19 protein-coding genes are annotated in these 19,067 nt (G+C 71.7%); 8 read left to right on the forward strand and 11 right to left on the reverse strand.

What is annotated here, in order from left to right; translation table 11 throughout:
* Positions 1-30 precede the first annotated feature (30 nt).
* Both ACFWP3_RS16555 and ACFWP3_RS16560 read left to right on the forward strand, forming a co-directional pair.
* Positions 31-402: a F0F1 ATP synthase subunit epsilon gene (locus ACFWP3_RS16555; RefSeq protein WP_030008701.1), complete on the forward strand. Its 372-nt coding sequence runs from the start codon at positions 31-33 to the stop codon at positions 400-402.
* Between the two features lie 164 nt (positions 403-566).
* Entirely contained in the window at positions 567-1,013 is a 447-nt protein-coding gene (locus ACFWP3_RS16560) for a DUF2550 domain-containing protein (RefSeq protein ID WP_215148874.1), read from the forward strand.
* Between the two features lie 75 nt (positions 1,014-1,088).
* On the opposite strand, the gene ACFWP3_RS16565 is transcribed toward ACFWP3_RS16560, so the two are convergent.
* The 3 genes from ACFWP3_RS16565 to ACFWP3_RS16575 all read right to left on the reverse strand — a co-directional run bounded on the left by ACFWP3_RS16565 (position 1,089) and on the right by ACFWP3_RS16575 (position 5,031).
* Complete coding sequence (locus ACFWP3_RS16565; protein WP_384221152.1) at positions 1,089-2,942, reverse strand: glycosyl hydrolase family 18 protein; 1,854 nt, start codon at positions 2,940-2,942, stop codon at positions 1,089-1,091.
* A gap of 185 nt (positions 2,943-3,127) precedes the next feature.
* Complete coding sequence (locus tag ACFWP3_RS16570) at positions 3,128-3,784, reverse strand: response regulator (protein ID WP_384221155.1); 657 nt, start codon at positions 3,782-3,784, stop codon at positions 3,128-3,130.
* Complete coding sequence (locus tag ACFWP3_RS16575; protein WP_384221157.1) at positions 3,781-5,031, reverse strand: sensor histidine kinase; 1,251 nt, start codon at positions 5,029-5,031, stop codon at positions 3,781-3,783. The genes ACFWP3_RS16570 and ACFWP3_RS16575 overlap by 4 nt, the downstream gene beginning before the upstream one ends.
* A gap of 102 nt (positions 5,032-5,133) precedes the next feature.
* Between ACFWP3_RS16575 and ACFWP3_RS16580 the strand changes: the two genes are divergently transcribed.
* Positions 5,134-5,679, forward strand: a complete 546-nt coding sequence (locus ACFWP3_RS16580; protein WP_384221160.1) for a hypothetical protein — start codon at positions 5,134-5,136, stop codon at positions 5,677-5,679.
* On the opposite strand, the gene ACFWP3_RS16585 is transcribed toward ACFWP3_RS16580, so the two are convergent.
* Entirely contained in the window at positions 5,676-6,248 is a 573-nt protein-coding gene (locus ACFWP3_RS16585) for a cob(I)yrinic acid a,c-diamide adenosyltransferase (RefSeq protein ID WP_384221162.1), read from the reverse strand. The genes ACFWP3_RS16580 and ACFWP3_RS16585 overlap by 4 nt on opposite strands.
* Before the next feature lie 210 nt (positions 6,249-6,458).
* Here ACFWP3_RS16585 and ACFWP3_RS16590 point away from each other — a divergent pair, with 210 nt between their 5' ends.
* The 3 genes from ACFWP3_RS16590 to ACFWP3_RS16600 all read left to right on the forward strand — a co-directional run bounded on the left by ACFWP3_RS16590 (position 6,459) and on the right by ACFWP3_RS16600 (position 10,848).
* Positions 6,459-7,307 carry a 3-hydroxyacyl-CoA dehydrogenase family protein gene (locus ACFWP3_RS16590; RefSeq protein WP_384221164.1) on the forward strand — a complete coding sequence of 283 codons (849 nt, stop codon included), beginning with the start codon at positions 6,459-6,461 and terminating at the stop codon, positions 7,305-7,307.
* A 185-nt stretch (positions 7,308-7,492) separates the two neighbouring features.
* Complete coding sequence (locus ACFWP3_RS16595) at positions 7,493-7,816, forward strand: STAS domain-containing protein (RefSeq protein ID WP_384221167.1); 324 nt, start codon at positions 7,493-7,495, stop codon at positions 7,814-7,816.
* Between the two features lie 182 nt (positions 7,817-7,998).
* Entirely contained in the window at positions 7,999-10,848 is a 2,850-nt protein-coding gene (locus ACFWP3_RS16600; protein WP_384221170.1) for an ATP-binding protein, read from the forward strand.
* A 67-nt stretch (positions 10,849-10,915) separates the two neighbouring features.
* On the opposite strand, the gene nucS is transcribed toward ACFWP3_RS16600, so the two are convergent.
* Positions 10,916-11,587: an endonuclease NucS gene (gene nucS, locus ACFWP3_RS16605; RefSeq protein ID WP_384221172.1), complete on the reverse strand. Its 672-nt coding sequence runs from the start codon at positions 11,585-11,587 to the stop codon at positions 10,916-10,918.
* A gap of 220 nt (positions 11,588-11,807) precedes the next feature.
* Here nucS and ACFWP3_RS16610 point away from each other — a divergent pair, with 220 nt between their 5' ends.
* Positions 11,808-12,200 carry an SCO5389 family protein gene (locus ACFWP3_RS16610; protein ID WP_069921977.1) on the forward strand — a complete coding sequence of 131 codons (393 nt, stop codon included), beginning with the start codon at positions 11,808-11,810 and terminating at the stop codon, positions 12,198-12,200.
* A gap of 56 nt (positions 12,201-12,256) precedes the next feature.
* Here the strand turns inward: ACFWP3_RS16610 and ACFWP3_RS16615 are convergent, their stop codons facing one another.
* Positions 12,257-13,288, reverse strand: a complete 1,032-nt coding sequence (locus tag ACFWP3_RS16615) for an LLM class flavin-dependent oxidoreductase (protein ID WP_384221174.1) — start codon at positions 13,286-13,288, stop codon at positions 12,257-12,259.
* Positions 13,289-13,540: 252 nt separating this feature from the next.
* On the opposite strand from ACFWP3_RS16615, the gene ACFWP3_RS16620 reads away from it, so the two are divergent.
* Complete coding sequence (locus ACFWP3_RS16620) at positions 13,541-13,867, forward strand: ATP/GTP-binding protein (protein WP_384221177.1); 327 nt, start codon at positions 13,541-13,543, stop codon at positions 13,865-13,867.
* A gap of 31 nt (positions 13,868-13,898) precedes the next feature.
* Here the strand turns inward: ACFWP3_RS16620 and ACFWP3_RS16625 are convergent, their stop codons facing one another.
* From ACFWP3_RS16625 to ACFWP3_RS16645, 5 genes are all read right to left on the reverse strand, one after another.
* Positions 13,899-14,768 (reverse strand): ABC transporter permease, encoded by an 870-nt coding sequence (locus ACFWP3_RS16625; protein WP_384221179.1) that lies wholly within the window; start codon positions 14,766-14,768, stop codon positions 13,899-13,901.
* Positions 14,765-15,892 (reverse strand): ABC transporter ATP-binding protein, encoded by a 1,128-nt coding sequence (locus ACFWP3_RS16630; RefSeq protein WP_384221182.1) that lies wholly within the window; start codon positions 15,890-15,892, stop codon positions 14,765-14,767. The genes ACFWP3_RS16625 and ACFWP3_RS16630 overlap by 4 nt, the downstream gene beginning before the upstream one ends.
* Before the next feature lie 145 nt (positions 15,893-16,037).
* The gene (locus ACFWP3_RS16635; protein ID WP_384221184.1) at positions 16,038-16,817 is read right to left on the reverse strand and encodes an ABC transporter permease subunit; all 780 of its coding nucleotides are present in this window, start codon (positions 16,815-16,817) and stop codon (positions 16,038-16,040) included.
* 2 nt (positions 16,818-16,819) lie between these two features.
* The gene (locus ACFWP3_RS16640; RefSeq protein WP_384221187.1) at positions 16,820-17,860 is read right to left on the reverse strand and encodes an ABC transporter ATP-binding protein; all 1,041 of its coding nucleotides are present in this window, start codon (positions 17,858-17,860) and stop codon (positions 16,820-16,822) included.
* 102 nt (positions 17,861-17,962) lie between these two features.
* On the reverse strand, positions 17,963-18,901 hold the full coding sequence (locus tag ACFWP3_RS16645) for a cellulose-binding protein (protein ID WP_030386920.1): 939 nt from the start codon (positions 18,899-18,901) through the stop codon (positions 17,963-17,965).
* Positions 18,902-19,067 lie beyond the last annotated feature (166 nt).

Below are 19,067 nucleotides of genomic sequence, written 5' to 3' on the forward strand. Positions count from 1 at the left end.
ACCCGCCGGGTGGTGACCCGAGGAGCCACCTTGGCTGCTGAGCTGCACGTCGAGCTGGTCGCGGCGGACCGCAATGTCTGGTCCGGCGAGGCCACCCTTGTTGTCGCCCGCACCACGTCCGGCGACATCGGCGTCATGCCCGGTCACCAGCCGCTTCTCGGTGTGCTGGAATCGGGCCCGGTGACCATCCGCACCAGCGACGGCAACACCGTCGTCGCCGCGGTGCACGGCGGATTCATCTCGTTCGCGGACAACAAGCTGTCCCTGCTGGCCGAGATCGCCGAGCTCGCGGACGAGATCGACGTCCAGCGTGCGGAGCGGGCACTGGAGCGCGCGAAGGCGGAGGCCGATGCGGCCGCCGAGCGTCGCGCGGATGTCCGGCTGCGCGCCGTAACGGGCTGAACACCCGTCGGAGTTTGAACCGCTGAGTTCCGGAGGGCGACCTCCGGGACCCGGCAAACCTCAGCCGCGGTCCGTTCTGGAATTTTCCAGACCGGGTCGCGGCTGAGGCGATGCAGGTCGTTTTTTTGGCATGCGGTATTCGATGAGCGAGGAGGTCGGTGAAGATGCTCCTCGCTCTGCTTGTGAGCGGCCTGGTCGTAGCCCTGGTGGTGATCGGGCTGTTTGTCTTCGGACTGCGCCGCAGACTCATCCAGCGGTCCGGCGGCACCTTCGACTGCAGCATGCGCTGGGGCGTGCCCGAGGAGACCGACACCTCCGGCAAGGGCTGGGTCTACGGGGTCGCGCGCTACAGCGGCGACCGCATCGAGTGGTTCCGGGTGTTCTCGTACTCCCCCCGCCCGCGCCGGCTGCTGGAGCGCTCCTCCATCGAGGTCGTCGCCCGCCGCGCCCCCGAGGGCGAGGAGGAGCTGGCCCTGCTGTCCGACGCCGTCGTGCTCGGCTGTGTCCACCGCGGCACGCGCCTGGAGCTGGCGATGAGCGAGGACGCGCTGACCGGTTTCCTGGCGTGGCTCGAGGCGGCGCCGCCCGGGCAGAGGGTGAACGTGGCCTGACTCGGGCCCGGGGCGCCGCGGACGTGAAGAAGCCGGGGAGACGGGGGCGGACCCGTTCTCCCCGGCTTCGGTCTTCTACTGGAGCCCGGTGTGGATCGCGTTCGCGAGCTCACCGTTGCTGGTGTCGCCGCTGAACTCCCAGAAGAACGCTCCCTTGAGGCCCTGCTGCTTGGCCCAGGTCATCTTCGAGGCGATGGTGGCGGGGGTGTCGTAGCTCCACCAGTTGCTGCCGCACTTGGCGTAGGCCGTGCCGGCGATGGTGCCGGTGGCGGGGCAGCTGTTCTTGAGCACCTTGTAGTCCTCGATGCCCTGCTCGTAGGTGCCCGGGGCCGGTCCGGTGGCCGTGCCGCCGGGTGCGGCCTGGGTCACGCCGGTCCAGCCGCGGCCGTAGAAGCCGATGCCGAGGTTGAGCTTCGAGCCGGCCACGCCCTTGGCCTTGAGCTTGGCGATGGCGTCGGCCGAGTTGAAGCCGGCCTGCGGGATGCCGGTGTAGGAGGTGAGCGGGGAATGCGGGGCCGTCGGGCCCTGCGCGGCCCAGGCGCCGAAGAAGTCGTACGTCATGACGTTGTAGAAGTCGACGTACTGCGCGGCGCCGCCGTAGTCGGCCGCGTCGATCTTGCCGCCGCTGGAGGCGTCGGCGGTGATGGCCGCGGTGACCAGGTTGTTCGCGCCGAACCGGGCCCGGGTGGCCTGCATCAGGTTCTTGAACGCGGCCGGGCCGCTGGTGTCGCAGGACAGGCCGCAGGCGTTCGGGTACTCCCAGTCCAGGTCGATGCCGTCGAAGACGTCGGCCCAGCGCGGGTCCTCGACCAGGTTGTAGCAGGACTGGGCGAAGGCGGCCGGGTTGGCGGCGGCCTGCGGGAACCCGCCGGACCAGGTCCAGCCGCCGAAGGACCACAGGATCTTGATGTGCGGGTAGGCCTTCTTCAGCTTGCGCAGCTGGTTGAAGTTGCCGCGCAGCGGCTGGTCCCAGGTGTCGGCCACGCCGTCGACGCTCTGGTCGGCGGTGTAGGCCTTGTCGTAGTCGGCGTAGGCGTCACCGATGGTGCACTGGCCGTTCTGGACGTTGCCGAAGGCGTAGTTGATGTGGGTGATCTTGCTGGCCGAACCGGAGGTGACCAGGTTCTTCACGTGGTAGTTGCGGCCGTAGATGCCCCACTCGGTGAAGTAGCCGAGCTTGACCTTGCCGCCCGGGTCCGGGGGCAGGGTGCCGCCGGACGTCGTGAACGACACGGTGACGGACGAGGCGCCGGTCTGGTCGATCGTGTCGCGCGCGACCACGTGGTAGCTGTACGTGGTGCCCTTGGTGAGGCCCGTCTGGGCGTAGGTGGTGCCGGTGACCGTGGCGATCTTGACGCCGTCGCGGTAGACGTCGTAGTTCTTGACGCCCTTGTCGTCGGTGGCGGCGCCCCAGCTCAGGGTGAGCGAGGTCTCGGTGATGTTGGAGGCGGAAGGGGCGCCCGGGGACGAGGGGGGAGCGTCGCCGGGCTGGGTGGTGCCGTCACAGGAGGCGCCGTTGATCTTGCAGCCGCTGGGGGAGCCGCCGCCGGTGCCGTTGAAGCCGAAGCTGGCGGTGGCCCCGGGGGCGAGGGTGCCGTTCCAGCCGACGTTCTTGCCGGTCCAGTGGGTGCCGGAGCTGGTGACGGTGGCGTCCCAGGCGGAGGTGACCGCGGTGCCGGCCGGGTAGTCCCACTCGACGGTCCACGAGGTGATCGTGGTGGTGCCGGTGTTCTTCACCGTCCACTTGCCCTCGAAGCCGGTGCCCCAGTCGGACACCTTGGTGTACGTCGCGGTCGCGGACGTGGCGGCCTGTGCGGGGCCGGCCAGCGCGACGAGCCCGGTGACGGGCAGGGCGAGGGCGGCCACGACCGCCGCGACGCGCGTGAAGAACCGGGTACGCCTGGTGCGGGGTGGGGATGCTGTGCTCAAGGGTGATCCTCCGTAGGTCCGTCGTGTCGTGGGGCCGACTTCGACATGGGGGTGGGACCTGCGCCGCCCGTGAGCACGCTTTGTCATGGCACGCTCACCACAGTTGTTGCGGTGAGCGTAGAAAGGTCTGGACCAAGCGTCAAGAGGTCCAGACCGGTTGTGTCCGGCCCCTCGGCGGGCCTGCGCTACAGCCCCAACTCCTGTGCCATGACGGCCGCTTGGACCCGGCTGCGCAGATCGAGCTTGCCCAGCAGGCGGCTGACGTGGGTCTTGACCGTCGCCTCGGCCATCTCCAGCCGGACGGCGATCTCCGCGTTCGACAGGCCCTCGCCGAGCGCCCCCAGCACCTCCCGTTCCCGCCGGGTCAGGGACTCCAGCGCGGCCACCCGCTCCGGCGGCACCGTGCCGCGTACCGGTCGCGCCGGAGCCGCGAACTCCGCGATCAGCCGCCGGGTCACCGCCGGGGCGATCAGGCCCTCCCCGCGCGCGACGGTCCGTACCGCCTCGACCAGCTCCGCGGCCTCCGCGTTCTTCAGCAGGAAGCCCGCCGCCCCGGCCCGCAGCGCCCCGAAGACGTACTCGTCGAGGTCGAAGGTGGTCAGCACCAGGACGTCGGCCAGCCCTTCCGCGACCACCTGCCGGGTCGCGGACACCCCGTCGAGCCTCGGCATCTGCACGTCCATCAGTACGAGGTCCGGCCGCAGCTCACGGGCCAGGCGCACCGCCTCCTCCCCGTCGGCCGCCTCGCCCACCACCTCGATACCGCCCGCACTGCGCAGGATGAGGACCAGCCCGGCCCGTACCGCGCTCTGGTCGTCCGCGACCAGCACCTTGATGCTCATGCCTCCACCGCCTTCTCCTCGGCGGGCAGGGTCGCCCGCACTCGCCACGTCCCGCCGGTCCGCCCCGCGGAGAACTCCCCGCCCAGCAGCTCCGCCCGCTCCCGCATGCCGATCAGCCCGGCGCCCGAGCCGGGTGCCCGCGGACCGGTGCGGTGCCCGTAGGGGGAGTCCACCGCCACGGTCAGCAGGCCGTCCGCCCGGGCCACGCGGACGGTGACCGTGCCGGCGACGGCGTGCTTGAGGGCATTGGTCAGCGACTCCTGCACGATCCGGTACGCGGCCAGGTCCACCGGGGCCGGCAGCGCCCCTTCCCCCGGTGGCCGGTCGTCGTGCAGTACGAAGTCCAGCCCGCTCCCCGAACCGTTCGTACGGGCCTGCCCCAGCAGGGCGTCCAGGCCGTCCAGCGTGGGCAGGGCCACCGCCTCCTGCCCGGCTCCGGCGTCCCGCAGCAGCCCGATCAGGCGCCGCATCTCGGCCAGGCCCTGCACGCTGTTCTCCCGGATCACCCCGAGCGCCTCGCGACTGGTGTCGGCCCGGTCGATGGAGAGCGCGGCGGTGGAGTGGATGGCGATCGCGGACAGGTGGTTGGCCACCATGTCGTGCAGCTCCCGGGCCATCCGTGCCCGTTCGGCGGCGACCGCCTGGCTGCGGTCCATCTCGGCCAGCAGTGCGGTCTGCTCGGCGCGCAGCCGGGCGGCCTCCGCGGCCTCGCGATGATTGCGCAGGGTGGCTCCGGTCAGCGCCGGGGCGAAGCTCACGAGGCCGGTGACCACGCCGATCAGCAGGGCCTGCGGGGTGCGCAGCCAGGCCAGGAAGCCGATGGTGACGGCCACCGTGACCAGGCCGGTGCTGATCGGGAGCCGCCGGGCCGTCGCGGGCGATCCGTACACGACGGCCGCGTACATCAGGTCGGTGAAGATCAGGACGGTGATGAGGCTGCCGACCGTGAACTCGTTGGCGATCACCCCGAGGGTGCCGACGGTCAGCGCCACCGACGGCCTGGAGCGGCGCAGCAGCTCCATCGCGCCCAGGACCGCGAGGGGGACCAGGGCGGCCCAGGCGGGCAGGTAGGTCCGCTGGCTGCTGCTGTAGACGCCCAGCGACCACATCACCAGGCCCGAGAGCACGCCGACCACGGCCAGGAGGACGTCGTGGCGGTGGGGGCGCAGGCTCTTCTTGGTCACGGTCCCATCCAACAGGGTGCGCGCGGCGCCGACCTCGGCGGAGAGGCCGAGTTGCCGGTACATCGAAGGATGCAGCGGCCTTTCCTCACCGGCGACGACGAAACGGGCCGGACCGGACGGGAGCCTGTAAGGGAAGCGTCAGTCCCGAGTGGAACGGAGAGTCCCGTGATCGTCACGCTGATCATCGCCTGCGAGGTGGGCTTCTGGGTGCTGCTGGCCGCAGGCCTGGCCCTGCGCTACCTCGCGAAGATGCCCCGGCTCGGCGCGGCGGTCCTGCTGTGCGAGCCGGTGATGGAGCTGGTCCTGCTGGTGGTCACCACGCTCGACCTCAAGAACGGGGCCTCGCCGGACTGGAAGCACGGTCTCGCCGCGCTGTACATCGGCTACACCGTCGCCTACGGCCACTACACGATCAAGTGGCTCGACGGCCACGCCGCGTACCGGCTGGCCGGCGGCCCCAAGCCGCCCGGTGCCGGATACGGGAAGGCGCGGGCCGCCCACGAGTGGCGGCTGTGGATCCGGACCGTCATCGCGGCCGCCGTCGCCCTCGGCCTCCTCCAGGCCGCCATCTGGTACGTGGGCGACGCGGGCGACGTCAGCTCGCTTCAGGCCTGGCAGTACGGCGCCCTGCGCGTGGTGGGCATCCACGCGCTGATCGCCGTCGCCTACACGGTGTGGCCGAAGAAGGCCCCTGCGGGCCAGGTCTCCTAGCGCTCGCCGCCCGGCACCCACAGCACGTCCCCGACCTCCTTGTTGGCCGTACGGGCCAGGATGAACAGGAGGTCGGACAGGCGGTTCAGGTAGGTGGCGGTCAGCGGGTTCATCACCTCTCCGTGCACCTCCAGCGCCGCCCAGGTGGAGCGCTCGGCGCGCCGGACCACCGTGCAGGCCTGGTGCAGGAGGGCGGCGCCGGGGGTGCCGCCGGGGAGGATGAAGCTGCGCAGCTTCTCCAGCTCCTCGTTGAAGACGTCGCAGTCCGCCTCCAGCTTGTCGACGTAGAACTGCTCCACGCGCAGCGGCGGGTACTGCGGGTCCTCGACCACCGGGGTGCACAGGTCCGCGCCGACGTCGAAGAGGTCGTTCTGTACCCGGACCAGGACCTTCACGACCTCCGCCGGCAGGCTGCCGAGGGCGATCGCCGTCCCGATCGCGGCATTTGCCTCGTTGGTGTCGGCGTATGCGGAGATGCGCAGGTCGGTCTTGGCCGTGCGGCTCATGTCGCCGAGGGCGGTCGTGCCCTTGTCGCCGGTACGGGTGTAGATGCGCGTGAGGTTCACCATGCCGCCAGGGTAGTCCGGGTCAACTGCGGGCATCCGCCGCACTGCTGGGCCGTACCGGTGTGATGTCCGTCATCTGAGACGTGACGCGTGTTACTTCACGGTCACACCGCACCGGCCGGACGCTAGTCTCCGCCGGAGTGGCTGTGAGACCGGGCCCTTCCGGGGCCGGGCCTCCGAGACCGTGGCTATTTCGAGAACGTGGGGTGTGCAGTGGCTGGGAAGCTTGCCGTCATCGGTGCCGGCTTGATGGGGTCCGGGATCGCTCAGGTCTCCGCTCAGGCGGGCTGGGACGTCGTCCTGCGCGATGTCACCGACGCCGCGCTGACCCGGGGCACGGACGGGATCAAGGCCTCGTACGACAAGTTCGTCTCCAAGGGCAAGCTGTCGGCCGAGGACGCCGAGGCCTCCCTCGCCCGCATCACCACCACGACCGACCTCGACGCCGTCGCCGACGTCGACATCGTGGTCGAGGCCGCCTTCGAGAAGATCGAGATCAAGCACGAGATCTTCCGGGCCCTCGACAAGATCGTCCGTGAGGACGCCATCCTCGCCTCCAACACCTCCGCCATCCCGATCACCAAGATCGCGGCCGTGACGGAGCGTCCGGAGCGGGTCGTCGGCGCGCACTTCTTCTCGCCCGTGCCGATGATGCAGCTCTGCGAGCTCGTCCGCGGCTACAAGACGAGCGACGAAACCCTGGCCGCCACCCGCGCGTTCGCCGAGTCCGTCGGCAAGACCTGCATCGTCGTCAACCGCGACGTCGCCGGCTTCGTGACGACCCGTCTGATCTCCGCGCTGGTCGTCGAGGCCGCCAAGCTGTACGAATCCGGCGTGGCCTCCGCCGAGGACATCGACATCGCGTGCAAGCTGGGCTTCGGGCACGCGATGGGCCCGCTGGCCACCGCCGACCTCACGGGCGTCGACATCCTGCTGCACGCCACCAGCAACATCTACACCGAGTCCCAGGACGAGAAGTTCGCGCCGCCGGAGCTCATGCGCCGGATGGTGGACGCCGGGGACATCGGCCGCAAGAGCGGCCAGGGCTTCTACAAGCACTGACGCGTCGGGCCGCAAGGCCCTGCCACCGAGCACCTTTGTTCGAATGCCTTCACCCCTCGGGGTGAATTAGGTATCGGTTCGCTCACGGTCGGCAACTTCCCTGCCCGTGCGGCAGTCAGTTGCAGTGAGAGTTGCCGACCACGGACCAGTCGGACCACACGTACGCAGTACCGCCGGGAGTACACATGCACATCAGGGGCGACCACGCCGAACTCGTCGTCGGGGGCCGCCTCGACGTGCGCAGCGCGGCGGACGCCCGTACGGTCCTCCACACCGCCCTCGACGACGGCCACGGCGACCTCGTGCTCGACCTCACCGGGCTCGACTCCTGGGACGCGACCGGCCTCGGCGTGATCATGGGCGCACACCGCAGGGCCGGCCGGACCGGACGGCGCCTCGTGCTGCGCGGGGTGCCGCCCCAGATGCAGCGGCTGCTCGTGGCCACCCGTCTGCACCGGATCCTCTCGATCGAGGGCGGGCTGGAAGCGGAGTCCCTGCCCCGCGCGTGAACTAAGCGTTCCGTTTTCCTGCTGAAACGTAACGGTCCGGTGGTGATGGCACCCCCACGGTTCCCCGCACGACCGGCCACCGTCTAGGGTTCGGGCGGAAACCGGACCAGTAGCGACAGCGGCGTGTGCGAAGGCCGGGCGGTACGGCGGCGAGGCGCACGGCGCGATCGGGGGACATGGTCATGGACCACATACAGCGGCAGGCCCATCCGGAAGAGCAGCCCGGGGGCGCCGCCGCGCTGCCCGCGATACCCGGATCCCCGCCCGCGCCCACGGCGCCCGCCCGGGTCGTCACGCTCACCGCCGGCGACTTCACGCTCACCGTCAACCCGGTCGACGGCAGCGAGATCGAGCCGCTCCGGCCCGGCACCCGCCCCGGCCGCCCCGCCAAGCGCGACGCGGCCGCCCGCGCCGCCCGCGACGCCGCCGCCCGCCCGCCCGTCCTGCCCGGCGTCCCCGCCCCCGCCCGGCCGCTGCTGGAGCGCGACGAGGAGCGGGAGCGGCTCGTACGGCTGCTGGGCCGGGGCCGCTCCGTACGGCTGACCGGACCCTCGGGCTCCGGCCGCACCGCCCTGCTGGACGCGGTCGCCGCCCGCTGCGCCGGCCTCGCCCCCGACGGAGTCGTACGCCTCTCCGGCCACGGACACCAGCAGCCCGGCGAGCTGCTCCACGCGCTGTACGCGGCCGTGTACGAGGCCCCGGGCAGACGGCCCGACCGGATCGAACTCCTGGCCCGCGTACGGGACATCGGCGCCATCGTCCTCCTCGACGACCTGGAGATGGGCGGGCCCGCCCTCGACGAGCTGCTGCACGCCACCCCCGAGTGCGCCTACCTGCTGGCCGCGACCCCCGACACCCGGTCGCCCTCGGACGACTCGCACCTCGAGGAGGTCTTCCTCGCCGGACTGGGCAAGGCCGACTGCCTGGAGCTGCTGGAGACGGGCCTGGGCAGGCCGCTGACCGACGCGGAGACCGCCTGGGCGACCGACCTGCGGTTCGCCTCCGAAGGGCTCCCGCTGCGCTTCGTACAGGCCGCGGCGATGCTGCGGCAGCGCGACGAGCTCAACCGCACCCCCGAGGACGACGACGAGGAAGAGCCCGGCGTCTTCGACGAGCGCCCCCGCGAGGCCGTGGAGGTGCCGCTGCCGACGCTCGCCGAGGGCGCGGCCCCCGCGGAGCTGCTGGCCTCCCGGGTCAGCGAGTCGGCCCGCGCCGCCCTGCGGATCGCTTGCGCGCTGGGCGGGGAGCTGCCGCACCACGCGCACCTGCCGGCGCTGGTGGGGGACACCCACGCCGACTCGGCGGTGGCGGAACTGCTGGAGTGCGGGCTGATCACCCCGGTCGGCACGCGCTACCGGCTGGCCGCGGGCGTCGCCCGGCAGCTGGAGGAGGTCGGGTACGGGGACACGGCGGCCGAGGAGGCCCGTACGGCCGCCCGGCACTACGCCTGGTGGACCGGGCACTCGTCGGTGACACCGGAGCGGGTCGCGGCCGAGGCCGACGCGGTGCTGTGCGCGCTGTCCGGCGCGGACGTGGTGGCGGCCGTGCTGCTGGCGCGCACGGCGGCCCCGGCGTTCGCGGCCTCGCTGCACTGGGAGGCGTGGGAGCGGGTGCTGCGCTCGGGCGCCGAGGCCGCGCGCAAGGCGGGCGAGGTCGCCGAGCAGGCGTACTTCCACCACGAACTCGGCGTGCTCGCCCTGTGCGAGGGCCGCCTGGACCGGGCGCGGGCCGAGCTGGAGACCTCGATCGGGCTGCGCGGGGCGCTGGCCGACAAGCGGGGCACCGTGGCGGGCCGCAGGGCGCTGGCGCTGGTCGTGGACCAGGAGGCCGCGGGGGTGGCGGTGTCGCCGCCGCTGCGGCTGGAGCCGCCGGCCGCGACGGCGGAGGCGGACACCGCGATCCTGCCCGCGGCCTCGGGCCCCGGCACACCCCCGGCCACCCCCGCGCCCGCCGCCCCTGCGGGCCCCGCCGGCCCCGCCGCCAAGACGGGCCCGTCCGCACTGACCGGCACGGGCGCGGGCTCCGGCCTGGGCGCGGGGATCGGCGTGGGCGCCGGGTCCGGCCTGGGTGCGGGCAGCGGTCTGGGTTCGGGGACTGGCACGGGTGCCGGGTCCGGCCTGGGCGCCGGGAGCGGCGTGGGTGCCGGGCGTGACGGGTCCGCCGGGAACGGCACGGGCGCGGGCAGCGGCCTGGCCGCGGGGACCGGCTTGGGCGCTGGGACCGGGCCCGGCGCGGGTAGTGGCACCGGGGCCGGGCGAGGGGCGTTCGCGGGGGCCGGGCCGGCCTCGGGGGCCGGGCTCGGCGGGCCTGGTGTGGGGACCGGGACCGGGCCGGGGGGCGGCGGTGGCCTGGGGGCGACCAAGGGCATGGCGGTTCCCGGTGTGCCCGGGGCCGTGTCCTCCGAGGCCGTGACGCGGGTGTCCCCGGTGGTGCCCGTGATCCGGCGTCAGGAGACGCCCTCGACCCTGTCCGAGGTGTTCGAGGACGCCTTCCCGATATCGCCGAAGCCCGAGCCCGTCGCGGCCCCCCGGCCCGCCGCCGCACCGGCTCCCGACGAGGGGGCCGCCCGCCGGCGCCGGGTGCTGCTGGCCGGGGCCGGCGCGCTCACCGTGGTCGCGCTCGGCACGGCGGTGAGCCTCGCGCTCAGCTCCTCCGACTCCTCGGCCCCGCCCGCGACGCAGACCCCGGCGGTGTCGGTCACCCCGACCCGGTCGGCGACCCAGCCGGTGGTGCCGGCGGCCAGCGGGAACGATCCTGCTACCGAGCCCTCCGACCCGGCGGCCCCGCCGTCGCAGTCCACCGCCCCGGGGGAGAGCGCCGCCGCGACCCCGGGCCGCACCCCGTCCCGTACGCCCTCGCGCCGCCCGCAGTCCACCCCGCCGCAGCCCCCGGCCTCCTCGCCGGTCTCGCCGACGCCGACCACGGCGGATCCGTCCCCCTCGCCGTCGCCGACGGAGACCGCCCAGCCGACTCCGACGGCCACCGCGGGCACGGGTACGGGCACGGCGTCGGCCACCGCCACCGGCCCCTGAACGCCGATGGCTCCGTCCCGGGGGACGGAGCCATCGTGAGGGGGAGGGCGCGGGGCGGCGCGGCGGGTCAGAACAGCCGCAGCTTGTCGTCCTCGATGCCGCGCATCGCGTTGTAGTCCAGGACCACGCAGTCCATCCCGCGGTCCGTCGCCAGCACCTTGGCCTGCGGCTTGATCTCCTGGGCCGCGAAGACACCGCGGACCGGGGCCAGGTGCGGGTCGCGGTTGAGCAGCTCCAGGTAGCGGGTCAGCTGCTCGACGCCGTCGATCTCGCCGCGCCGCTTGATCTCCACGGCCACCGTCGCGCCGGAGGCGTCGCGGCACAGGATGTCCACCGGCCCGATCGCCGTCATGTACTCGCGGCGGATCAGCGTGTAGCCCTCGCCCAGCGTTTCGATGCGGTCCGCGAGGAGCTCCTGGAGGTGTGCTTCCACGCCGTCCTTGATGAGCCCCGGGTCGGTGCCGAGCTCGTGGGAGGAGTCGTGGAGGACTTCCTCCATGGTGATGATGAGCTTCTCACCCGCCTTGTTGACGACGGTCCACACACCGGCGCCGTCACCGCTCCCCTCTTTGAGGGTGCACGGGGGCGACATCCAGTTGAGCGGTTTGTACGCCCGGTCGTCCGCGTGGATCGAGACACTGCCGTCGGCCTTCACGAGGATCAGACGGGGTGCCGAGGGCAGATGGGCGGTGAGCCGGCCCGCGTAGTCGACGGAGCAGCGGGCAATGACGAGACGCATGGTCGGCAACGCTACTCGACGGACGGCGCTCCACGCGATTCGCCCCTGAAAGCCCCCTTCGCCGATGGCGCGTTGTATGCGCATTCTCCTGGTGCGTCACCCATGGGGCGCCTACCGTGGTGAGCGGGAGGTTGCGGAGCGTGCACGCTGCGTCGCGGCCTCCTTCCCTGCCCGTCAGACTCCGGCAACCCAAACGGCCGGGGTCACGAGAGGAGAACCCATGTCGCTCGACGTCTCACCGGCCCTACTCGAACAGGCCGAGCGAGGCGAGGTCGATGAAGCCGCTTTCGTCGACTGCGTCCGGACCTCCCTGCCTTACGCATGGGAGATGATCAGCTCGCTGGTGGCCCAGTTGAAGGTGGACGGCGGACAGTTCGCCGACAACCAGACGCCGCCGCCCGACGAGCAGGCGCGCGGGCAGCTGCTGCGCGCTCTCGCGAGCGATGCGATACGCGGTGCTCTGCAGCGGCACTTCGGAGTGCGCCTGGCGTTCCAGAACTGTCACCGGGTAGCGGTGTTCCCGCTGGACTCCTCGGTGGACGACCGGCTGGCCAAGTTCACTTCGATCCGTGGTCAGCTGCTCAACCAGTCGCCCGAGCTGCGGGACTGCTAAGAGTGCTGTCCGGTCGATCGGGCCGGACGGCACCCGGCACCGCCGGACGGTAGGTCTCAGCCGAGACGGGGCAGGACTTCGACGCCGAGGCGCCGTACGTTCTCCTCCGTCGCGGCGAGATCGCCCGAGCCCTCCGTCAGGAGGGCGAAGCGCGTGATGCCGGTCCGCTCGGAGGTGGCCGCCAGCCGGTCCAGCGCCAGTTCCGGGGTGCCCACCGGGTGCAGGTCGCACAGGAGTTCCGTGTACGCGACCGGGTCCCGCATCGCGCGTACCCGGCCGTCCACGGTCACGTGCGCGTCCAGACCCTGCTTGAGCCAGCCCGGCAGTGCCTTCAGCAGCGTCTCGCGGGCGTCCGCCGTACGGTCCGCCAGCTGGCAGACCCCGGCCGAGACGTGGCCCGCGGCGGCGACGTACTCGGGGGAGTGGCCCGCCGCCAGCGCCGAGGACCGCCACAGCGCGACCATGCCGGCCTTGTCCTCGTCCCCGCAGTGCATGCCGAGCAGCATGGGCAGCCCCCGCCGCGCGGCCATCCGTACCGACGAGGGCGAGGTGCAGGCCACGATCACCTCCGGGCCCGCCGCGTCCCCGTCCAGGGTCTCCGCGGGGCGCGGTACGACGGCCACCTCGCGGAAGCCGAACCGCTCGCCCGCGGACCCCACCCGCGCCTCCGTCAGCCAGCGGCGCAGCAGGTCCAGGGCCTCCGGGAAGCCGTTCTCGTACGCGTCCAGGCCGCCCCCGAACACCTCCAGGTCGACCCACGGCCCGCCCCGGCCCACACCGAGGCTGAACCGCCCGCCCGAGGTCAGGTGCAGCAGGGCCGCCTGCTCGCCGAGGGCCACCGGGTGCGTGCTCGGCAGCACGCTGACCGCCGTGCCCACCCGCAGCCGCCTGGTGCGGCCCAGCAGCAGGGCCGCCAGCGTCACCGCCGAGGGGCAGACCCCGTACGGGACGAAGTGGTGCTCGGCGAGCCAGACCGAGTCGAGCCCGGCCTGTTCGGCCACCTCGGCGGTCCGCACCGCCCGGTGCAGTGCCTCTCCCTGTCCCTGACCCGGGAACTGGGCCGCCAGTACAAACGCTCCTACGCGCATCGCCTTTACCCTCCTCGCGGCTGACGCGGCCTCCCCAGGTGGACCGGTTCTTCCTATGGCAACAACGTCTGACACGTGCCAAAGGCACGGGCTGACAGGAAAGTTATTGGGATTGTCGGGCGATTCCCGTTCGGGTGCCCGGCGGCTCCCCTGCGGTGGGCCGCCCCTTCCTCAGACACCCTGCGGGTACCCGGCCTCGCTGCGCGTAGTCTGGGAGAAAGTCACTGCCGTCCGCCCTTCCGTGAGGTATACGTGTCACCGCGCCACAACCGCCCCAGGGGCGGCGAGACTCCGGACGAACGCCCCAGCACCGGCTTCGACCGCTACGGGCTGGAGCGCACCGAGGAGTACCAGGGCGAGCAGTGGAAGGTCCGGCACGTCGCGGGCGCGAGCGCGGCGGGCAAGCGCTACCGCTGCCCGGGCTGCGACCAGGAGATCCCCTCCGGCACCCCGCACCTGGTGGCCTGGCCGGAGTACGGCGGCGTGGACGACCGCCGGCACTGGCACAAGGCCTGCTGGAACGCGAAGGACCGCCGCACCTCGAAGGTGCAGCGGTCCCGCAACGCGCCGAAGTACTAGACGCCGAAGTACTGGACGGCCGGCCGGCGCACTAGACGTCCCGGCGGGCGACCGTCATGTACGAGGCGGTCACCGCGCCGCCGGTGACGAGCAGGATGATCACCATGTGCGAGACGATGCTGGGCATCGGCCCGCCCGTGGGGCCCTCCTGCATCCCGAACAGCTGGATCAGCGCCGCCGGCACGTTGTGCTCGACGATCGCCCGGCCCAGGGGCTCGGACGCCTCCCAGTAGCTGAGCATCGCGCCTATCACCGGCGGCAGGGTGACGACGCCCAGCATCACGGCGATGGCCCCGGCGGAATGCCGTACGAGCGCTCCGACGGACAGGGCGAGCAGCCCGAGCAGGGTGACGTAGAAACAGCCCAGCAGCGAGCCGGACCACTCGCTGAGCCGGTGCACCCCGGCGCCGGAGCCGCCGTGCACCAGGGCCGCGGCGATGCCGACCAGGAACACCGAGCCGACGGTGGTGACGAAGGCCGTGATGCCGAAGACGAGGTACTTCGCGGTGAGCACCCGGTGCCGCTCTGGGGCGGCGGTGAAGGTGGTCCGCACGAGCCCGCTGGCGTGTTCCGAGGTGATCGTCAGCACGCCGAGGACCATCATCGCGATCTGCCCGACGAGCAGGCCGAACAGGGCCGGGGTGGTGTAGGAGATCTGCACGTAGTCCGGGGAGCTGGTCTGGGCGACGAACAGCAGTCCGATGCCGACGACGGTCAGGACGAAGGAGCCGAGCGTCCACAGCGTGGAGCGGACCGAGACCATCTTGGTCCACTCCGAGGCCAGCGCGTGCCCCAGGTGCGGCCGCGGGGTCGGCAGCGGCGAGCTGTAGTCCCGCGGCCGCTCCTGCGCGGTGGTCGTCGCGCCGCTGGGCGTGGCGCCGGTGGGCGTGGGGGCGGTCATCGGGAGTCCTCGTGGCTGTCTGCGGCGGTGTTCCGGGCGGCCCGCGCGAGCGCGCCGGGGTCGCTGGGCATCAGGAAGGGCCGGCCGCCCTCCTCGGGCGGAGGCGGCGCGAAGAAGCCCGCCCGCGGGACCTCGGGGGCGGCCGTCTCGTCCTCCCAAGCCGGTACGGTCAGCGGCTCGGGCTCCCACAGCTCGGCCCGCGGGTCATCGGTGGAGGTGTACTCCAGCGAGGACTGGGTCATCCGCATGTACGCCTCCTCCAGCGAGGCCCGGTGCGGTGACAGCTCCCACAGCCGTACGCCGGCCTCGTGCGCGAGGTCCGAGATGCGGGGGAGCTCCAGGCCGGTCACGCGCAGTGCTCCGTCGGGCTCCTGGAGGACGCGTCCGCCCGCCTTGGTGAGCTCCGTACCCAGCGTGTCCCGGCCACGGCGATCGGTGTCGGCCGCACGCACCCGAGCGAATCCGGCCGAGTTGTGCGTGATGAACTCCTGCGTGCCCATGTCGGCCAGCAGCCGCCCCCGGCCGATCACGATCAGGTGGTCGGCGGTCAGCGCCATCTCGCTCATCAGGTGCGAGGAGACGAGGACGGTGCGGCCCTCGGAGGCGAGCCGGCGCATCAGGTTGCGGACCCAGAGGATGCCCTCGGGGTCCAGCCCGTTGACCGGCTCGTCGAACAGCAGCACCTGCGGATCCCCGAGCAGGGCGGTGGCGATGCCGAGCCGCTGGCCCATGCCGAGCGAGAAGCCCTTCGTACGCTGCCGGGCGACGTCCTGGAGGCCGACCACGGCCAGCACCTCGTCTACCCGCTTCTCCGGGATCCCGGAGAGCTGGGCGATGGACAGCAGGTGCGTGCGGGCCCGGCGGCCGCCGTGCATGGCCTTGGCGTCGAGCAGGGCCCCGACGTGCCGCTGGGCGTTCGGCAGTTCCCGGAAGGGGCTGCCGTTGATCGTGACATGACCGGCCGTGGGCCGGTCCAGGCCGACGATCATGCGCATCGTGGTGGATTTCCCCGAGCCGTTCGGCCCCAGGAAACCGGTCACGTGACCCGGCCTGACCTGGAACGACAGCTGGTCGACGGCGGTCTTGGCGCCGAAGCGCTTGGTCAGGCCGACTGCCTCGATCATCTTGCTGCCCCTTACCAGGCCGGGACGACTCTCGCCCGCGTAAGGATTAAGAGGATATCGAGTCCTCCGCGGTTCCGTCCCGGGCCGATCCCTGAGCCGCCCCTGAGACCGACCCGGGGATCACCCGTAGTACGCGGGCAGGAGGTCAGGCGTCCCTCTTGCGGAGGACGAGGTAGCCCCCGAGTACCGCCGCCAGGGTCCACAGGGCCATGATCCCGAAGCCGCCCCACGGGCCGTACGGCGGCGGTTCGCTGCCCATGGCCCCGGGGACGACCTGCATGATCATGGATCCGGCCTGGTCCGGGAAGTACTGGGCGACCTTCCGGGTCGCCTCGACCAGGCCGAGGATGTTCGAGACCAGGAAGAAGAACGGCATCAGGATGCCGAGCGAGAGCATCGAGCTGCGCAGCATCGCGGCGACGCCCATGGAGAACAGGGCGATCATCGCCATGTAGAGGCCGGCGCCGATCACCGCGCGCAGGACGTTCGGGGCGTCGATGGCGATGCTGCGGTCGCCCAGGATGGCCTGTCCGATGAAGAAGGACAGGAAGCTCGTGACCAGGCCGACGATCAGCGCGAGGCCGGTCGCCACGAGCAGCTTGCCGACGAGGAAGCTGCCGCGCCGCGGCACGGCGGCCAGCGAGGTGCGGATCATGCCCGAGCTGTACTCGCTGCCGACGACCAGCACACCGAAGACGATCATGGCGAGCTGGCCGAGGGTCATCCCGGCGAAGCTGGTCAGGGTCGGGTCGAAGGTGGCCCGCTCCTCGGGCGGCATGTCCTGGAAGGTGCTGTTCACGAGCGCGCACAGGGCGGCACTGATGCCGACCGTGACGAAGAGGGCTGCGGCCAGGGTCCAGATCGTGGAGGCGACCGTACGGATCTTGGTCCACTCGGACTTGAGGACGGCGGGGAAGGACGACATGGTCACTCGCCGCCCTTGCGCTGCGCGTCGAAGCCGGAGCCGGCGCCCCAGGCGGGGACGTCGGCCGGCCGGGCCGGGTTGTCGGCGGCCATGCCCGGCGGGATGCCCGGGGTGCCCGTGGCACCCGGCAGGCCCGGCGCGTGGGCGTGGTACTCGACGGAGTCCGCCGTCATGCGCATGAACGCTTCCTCCAGTGAAGCCCGTTGCGGGCTGAGTTCGTGCAGCACGATCTGGTGCTGGGCCGCCAGCTCGCCGAGCCGCTCCGGGCCGACGCCGTCGATCTCCAGCGCACCGGTGGCCGGGACGCTGATGGCGTCGATGCCCGCCTCGTGCAGGACGTCCTTGAGCCGCTCTTGCTGGGGCGAGCGCAGCCGGACGTAGCTGCGCGAGTTCTGGTGGATGAAATCGGCCATCGACAGGTCTGCCAGCAGCTTTCCCTGCCCGATGACAACCAAATGGTCTGCGGTCAGCGCCATTTCGCTCATCAGGTGGGAGGAGACGAAGATCGTCCGACCCTCCGCCGCCAGCGCCTTCATCAAATTCCTGATCCAGAGAATTCCCTCGGGGTCCAGACCATTGACGGGTTCGTCGAACATCAGGATTTCCGGATCACCGAGCAGCGCGGAGGCGATTCCCAGCCGCTGGCCCATCCCCAGGGAAAATCCTTTGGACTTCTTCTTCGCGACGGGCGTCAGCCCGACCAGGTCCAGGACCTCCCCGACCCGGTGCTTCGGGATCCGGTTCGACTCCGCGAGGCAGAGCAGGTTGTTGTAGGCGCTGCGTCCACCGTGCATGGACTTGGCGTCGAGCAGCGCTCCGATGTACTTCAGTGGCTCCGGCAGGTCCCGGTAGTGCTTCCCGTCGATCCGGACCGTACCGCTGGTCGGATTGTCGAGGTCGAGCATCATGCGCATGGTCGTCGACTTGCCCGCCCCGTTGGGGCCGAGGAAGCCGGTCACCACCCCCGGTCTGACCTGGAAGCTGAGGTTGTCCACGGCGGTCTTCGCGCCGAATCGTTTGGTAAGGCCCTCAAGCTCGATCATGCGGGCCACGCTAGAGCGCCGAAGGGCCGTACGCCACCTCAAACAGGTGACATACGGCCCTCGAACGGAGCTCGCGGGTGCGAGCGGCTCCCGGCGGTCCGGCTAGCGGCTCTGCTGCGCCGGGACGCCGCGGGTGACCGGCTCGTCGTCGACGATCGGGTTGGCGGCCGCGACCGCCGCACCGGTCAGCGTCGCCAGCATCTCGCGGACGTTGGTCAGTTGCGCGTTGATGGAGTCGCGGCGGTTGGTGAGCGCCGCCAGCTCGCGCTCCGACTCGCTGCGGATACGGTCCGCCTTGGCGTTGGCGTCGGCCACGATGTCCTCGGCCTGGCGCTGTGCGGTCTCCACGGTCTGCCGGGCCCGGCGCTCCGCGTCCGTACGGAGCTTCTCGGCCTCCAGGCGCAGCTGCTCCGCCCGGTGCTCGATCTCCGCGAGGCGCTTCTCGGCCTTGGCCTGACGCGAGGCCAGGTCGCGCTCCGACTGCTCGCGGCGCTTGGCCAGGTTCGTCTCGAAGTCCGCGGCGGCCTGGGCGGCCTTGGCGCGGGTCTCCTCGAACAGCGCGTCGGCCTCCTCGCGCTTGGAGGCCGCGTCCTTCTGGGCCTCGGCGCGCAGGGTGGAGGCGTCGCCCTTGGCCTTCTCGACGATGCGGACGCCCTCGTCCTCCGCCTTCGACTTGCGGTCGGCGGCGAACGACTCGGCGTCGTTGCGCACCTGCTGGGCAGCCGACTCGGCCAGCTCACGGTGCTGCTCGGCCGCGCGACGGGCCTCCTCGCGCAGGTCCTTCGCCTCCTCCTCGGCCAGCCGCAGGATCTTCTCGACCCGGGCGCCGAGGCCGGCGTACGACGGCTCGGCGTCGTTCACCTGGGCCTGGGCGTTCTGCGTCTCGAGGTGCAGCTCCTCGATCCGCTTTTCCAGAGAGTTGATACGTCCAAGGGCGCTGTCGCGGTCGGAGACCAGCTTGGTAATGCGGTCGTCCACCTGACCGCGGTCGTAACCACGCCGCACGAGCTCGAAGCCGAAGGGGGAGGAAGTGTCGCTCATGGGGTTCCTGTCGAATGAGACCGATGAGGTGCTACGTGAGGTGTTAAGGGGAATCCTAGGCGCCCGAGCGGCGTGTCATCGAGTCAATCCACGTTTGATCTGGACAATGACACCCCTTTTGAGTGGCAAGGCGACGGATTGCTTGTCACTCGTTCGCCTGAACCTC

The organism is Streptomyces sp. NPDC058525 (assembly GCF_042719495.1).
GTDB lineage: Bacteria > Actinomycetota > Actinomycetes > Streptomycetales > Streptomycetaceae > Streptomyces.